This is a genomic window from Brevundimonas sp. CURTG3B2_SDJG (genome assembly GCF_057364705.1).
The window spans coordinates 1-4,123 of the sequence record NZ_JBNFOJ010000241.1 but is presented as its reverse complement, the minus strand read 5'-3'; the positions used below and the strand labels follow the sequence as shown (position 1 = coordinate 4,123).

Below are 4,123 nucleotides of genomic sequence, written 5' to 3'. Positions count from 1 at the left end.
CCGAGGCCACCGCCTCGCCCACCACCTCGGCCACGGGCGCGGCGCGCTCCGCCAGGCGGCCGCCGTCGGCCAAGGCGACCATCTCGCGGCTGAGGCTCTCGATCTCGGCTCCGCTCTCGGCGATCCGGGCCAGAAGGTCGCGCTGGCGCTCGTTCAGTTCGCCCAGCCGACCGCTGCGCAGCATCTCGGCCACCGTGACCACGCCGGTCAGGGGCGAGCGCAGCTCCTCGCCCACGCGTCCGATCAGCTCGGACTTGGCGGCGCTGTCGTTCTCGGCGGCCGCCCGGCGGCGGTCCAGCGCCTGGGCGAGCAGGTCCAGCTCCTTCAGCAAGGCCGCCAGCGGATAGGCGGTGAGGACCAGGGCGCCGAAGAAGACCGGCACGACAAGGCCCGGATCCACGCCGAAGCGGGGCATGCGCGAGACCGGTCCTTCGCCCAGAGCGGCGGCGCCGATCACCGCGATCGCAATCGCGCCGACGCCCAGGGCGGCCCCTCGGTCGCGGTCGTTCAGCGCGGCCCAGGCGACCATGGGAAAGGCCATGAAGGCCACCGGCAGCTGCGTCTGCCAGCATAGCAGGAAACACACCGCGCCGATGGCCGTCGGCCCGGCCAGGGCCTTCAGCCAGCCGCCGCGGCTCACCAGCCCCAGCGACAGGGCGAACGGAGCCACGATGGCCATGCCCATGGTGTCAGCCAGCAACCAGACGCCGGCCTGCGCCGCCAGCGTCTCGCCGCTGACTCCCAGACGCGCGAACAGGAACAGCGCCGCGATCAGGGTGGAGGCCAGCGGCCCGGCCAGCACGGCCCCCAGCAAAAACTGGCGCAGGTCCCGCAGGCCGCATAGCGGCATGGCGATCCGGCGCATGAACCAGGCGGCGACGGCGATCTCGGTCACATTGGCGACCGGGAAGGCCGCCGACACGTCCCAGGCACGGCCCATCGCCAGGTTCGCGGCGATCATCGCGACCAGGATCGCCGCCAGCGCCAGCCGCCTTTCGAACGGCGTGCGACACATCCGCAGGACGAACGCCAGACCCACCGCGTTGGCCGGCCAGAAGGCGGTGATTCCCGGGGAGCCCTCGAAGAACAGCGAGGAGCCGTAGCAGAGCAATCCCACCACGACGCCCAGGGCCGCGAAGGCGGGCAGGCGCGCCGGGGCGAAGTCGGACCAGGGCCGGGAGTGCGTCATGACGGCCCAGCTTGGCCGAACGTGGTGTACGCGGGATTAAGCCTCTTGCGCCAGCCGCCCGATCCGCTTGATCTCCCACTCCAGCCGCACGCCGAGCTTGGCCGCGACGTCGGCGCGAACCGCCTCGCCCAGGCCCTCGATGTCGGCGGCGGTGGCCTCGCCCGGATTGATCATGAAGTTGGAGTGCAGCTCACTGAACTTGGCCCCTCCGCCGGTCACGGCGTGCAGCCGCCCGCGCCACCCGGCCTCGTCCACCAGTTTCCAAGACGAATGGCCCGGCGGGTTCTTGAACGTGGAGCCCCCGGTCTTCTCGCGGATCGGCTGCGTCTGCTCGCGGCGGCTGGTGATCTCCTCGATCCGGGCCTGGACCTGGGCCGGGTCGGCCGGCGTCCCGCGATAGGCCGCCTCGATCCAGATGATCTCGGCCGGCGCCTCGGAATGGCGGTAGGTGTAACCGAAGTCGGCCAGGGCGTAGTCGACCCGGTCGCCGGACCGTGTCAGGCCCCAGGCCGAGACCAGGATGTCCTTGGTCTCCGAGCCGTAGCAGCCGGCGTTCATCGTCAGGGCCCCGCCGATGGTCCCCGGGATGCCCGCGTAGAACTCCAGCCCCCCGATCCCGGCCTTGGCCGAGGCCCTCGCCACCATCGAGTCCAACGCGCCCGCGCCCGCCGTGATGGCGTCGCCGTCCGCCGCGATCCCGGCGAAGGGGCGGCCGGCCAGACGCACCACCACGCCCTCGACCCCCCCGTCGCGCACGATGACGTTGGAGCCCACGCCCAGCACCATGACCGGCACGGCGGGATCCAGCGCCTTCAGGAAGCCGGCCAGGTCGTCCGCGTCCGCCGGGATGAACAGCACGTCCGCGTTCCCCCCCACCCGGAACCAGGTGAAGGGCCCCAGCGGCTCGTCGCGCAGCAGCTTGCCGCGAACTTCGGGCAGATTGATCGTCATGACGAATAGGCTTCTCCGGTGGCCCGCCGCGGCAGGCGTCGTTCAATTCCAGCCAGGCGACCTTGGACTGGATTCCGCAATGGCCCTGGTTGGGGATGAGGTTCGGGTCGTCCAGGCTGCCGATCGTGACGGCCAGCGTCGTATCCGTGTCGCCGTCATAGGTCAGCGGCGTACCGCAGGTCTCGCAGAAGCCACGCCGGGCGATGTCCGACGAGCGATAGGTCTTCGGCTCCCGCGTCAGCCACCGCACGGCCGACCGATCGAAATCCGCATAGGCAGCGAAGACATTGCCCACCGCCTTCTGGCACATCCGGCAGTGGCAGAACTCGGCCTTCGTCGGCGGCGCGTCGAGGGCGTAGCGCACCGCTCCGCACTGGCAACCGCCCGTGGCGAAGAGCGTCACCCCAGCGCCTCCAGTTGGGCCGGCAACGCATAGGCCCACTGGGTGATGTCGCCTGCGCCCAGCAGGACCACCAGATCGCCGGCCGGCCTCGTCGCGGATCAGGACCGGCAGGGCCTCGACGCCGTCCAGCGGCTGAACCGAGCGGTGGCCGAAGCGGCGAATGCCGTCGACCAGCGCGTGCTTGTCCACCCCCTCGATCGGCGTCTCCCCCGCGGGATAGACGTCGGCGACGATCACCGCGTCGGCGTCTGAGAAGCAGGTAGAGAACTCCTCCATCAGGTCCCTGAGTCGGGTGAACCGGTGCGGCTGGACCACGGCGACGACGCGCCCGGACTCCTCGCCCTTCTGCGCCACCTGGCGGGCGGCTTTCAGCACCGCGGCGATCTCGACCGGGTGATGGCCGTAGTCGTCGATGACCCGTACGCCGTTGGCCACCCCGGTGGTGGTGAAGCGACGCTTGACCCCGCCGAAGCCGGCCAGGCCCGCCTTGATGGCTTCGTCCGAGACGTCCAGCTCGCGCGCCACGGCGATGGCGGCCAGGGCGTTGGAGACGTTGTGCCAGCCGGCCATCGGCAGGTGCAGGCCCTCGATGCGGATCGGCTCGTCCAGGGCGGCCAGGCCCTGCTGCTGGATCACCACGTCGAAGCGGCAGCCGTCGGGGCCCATGTCGCAGTTCTCGGCCCTGACCATGGCCTGGGGGTTCAGGCCGTAGGTGACCAGCCGGCGATTGTCGATCGAGGCCACCAGCCGCTGCACCTCGGGGTGGTCCAGGCAGACGGCCGCGAAGCCGTAGAAGGGGATGTTCTCGACGAAGTCCACGAACGCCTTCCGCACGCCGTCGAAGTCGCCGTAATGGTCCAGGTGCTCGGGGTCGATGTTGGTGACGATGGCCACCGTCGACTTCAGGCGCAGGAAGCTGCCGTCCGATTCATCGGCCTCGACCACGATCCAGTCGCCGTCGCCGACCTTGGCGTTGGTTCCGTAGGCGTTGATGATCCCCCCGTTGACCACCGTCGGGTCCAGGCCCGCGGCGTCCAGCAGGGCCGCGACCATCGAGGTCGTCGTCGTCTTGCCGTGGGTGCCCCCGACCGCGATCGAGAACTGCAGTCGCATCAATTCGGCCAGCATTTCGGCACGGCGGACCAGGGGGATGCGGCGCTCGCGGGCGGCGACCATCTCAGGGTTCGAGGCCTTGACCGCGGTTGAATAGACCACCGCCGAGACGCCGTCGCCGACGTGGGCCGCGTCGTGGCCGATGAAGATCCGGGCGCCCAGCTTTTCCAGCCGCTCGGTGTTGGCGCTGGCCTTGGCGTCCGAGCCCTGCACCGAATAGCCGATCTTCAGCATGATCTCGGCGATGCCGCTCATGCCGATGCCGCCTATGCCCACGAAATGGACCGGACCGAGGTCGAAGGGGACGGGGCGAAGGCGAGCGATCATCGAAGCGGGTTAGCAGGGGTTCGGGCGGAATGCGACACCGTTCCTCCCCCAGCGGGGGAGGGGGACCGCGAAGCGGTGGAGGGGTGTTGGACCGCGCTCGCTTTGACGCCCCTCCACCATGCTTCGCATGGTCCCCCTCC

Annotated in this window: 2 protein-coding genes and 2 pseudogenes; all 4 read right to left on the bottom strand. The window is 70.3% G+C overall.

Annotated elements, in window-relative coordinates; all coding sequences use genetic code 11:
• Window positions 1-1,189: MASE1 domain-containing protein (locus tag AC2W7C_RS14135; protein ID WP_486002006.1), on the bottom strand; the 1,189-nt coding region annotated here is incomplete at its 3' end.
• Window positions 1,190-1,225: 36 nt separating this feature from the next.
• Window positions 1,226-2,140: a UDP-N-acetylmuramate dehydrogenase gene (gene murB, locus AC2W7C_RS14130; protein WP_486002005.1), complete on the bottom strand. Its 915-nt coding sequence runs from the start codon at window positions 2,138-2,140 to the stop codon at window positions 1,226-1,228.
• Between the two features lie 103 nt (window positions 2,141-2,243).
• Window positions 2,244-2,543, bottom strand: a pseudogene (locus tag AC2W7C_RS14125) (GFA family protein); the annotation flags it as partial.
• Window positions 2,540-3,983: pseudogene (gene murC / locus AC2W7C_RS14120) on the bottom strand (UDP-N-acetylmuramate--L-alanine ligase). The pseudogenes AC2W7C_RS14125 and murC, both read right to left, overlap by 4 nt.
• Between the last annotated feature and the right edge of the window lie 140 nt (window positions 3,984-4,123).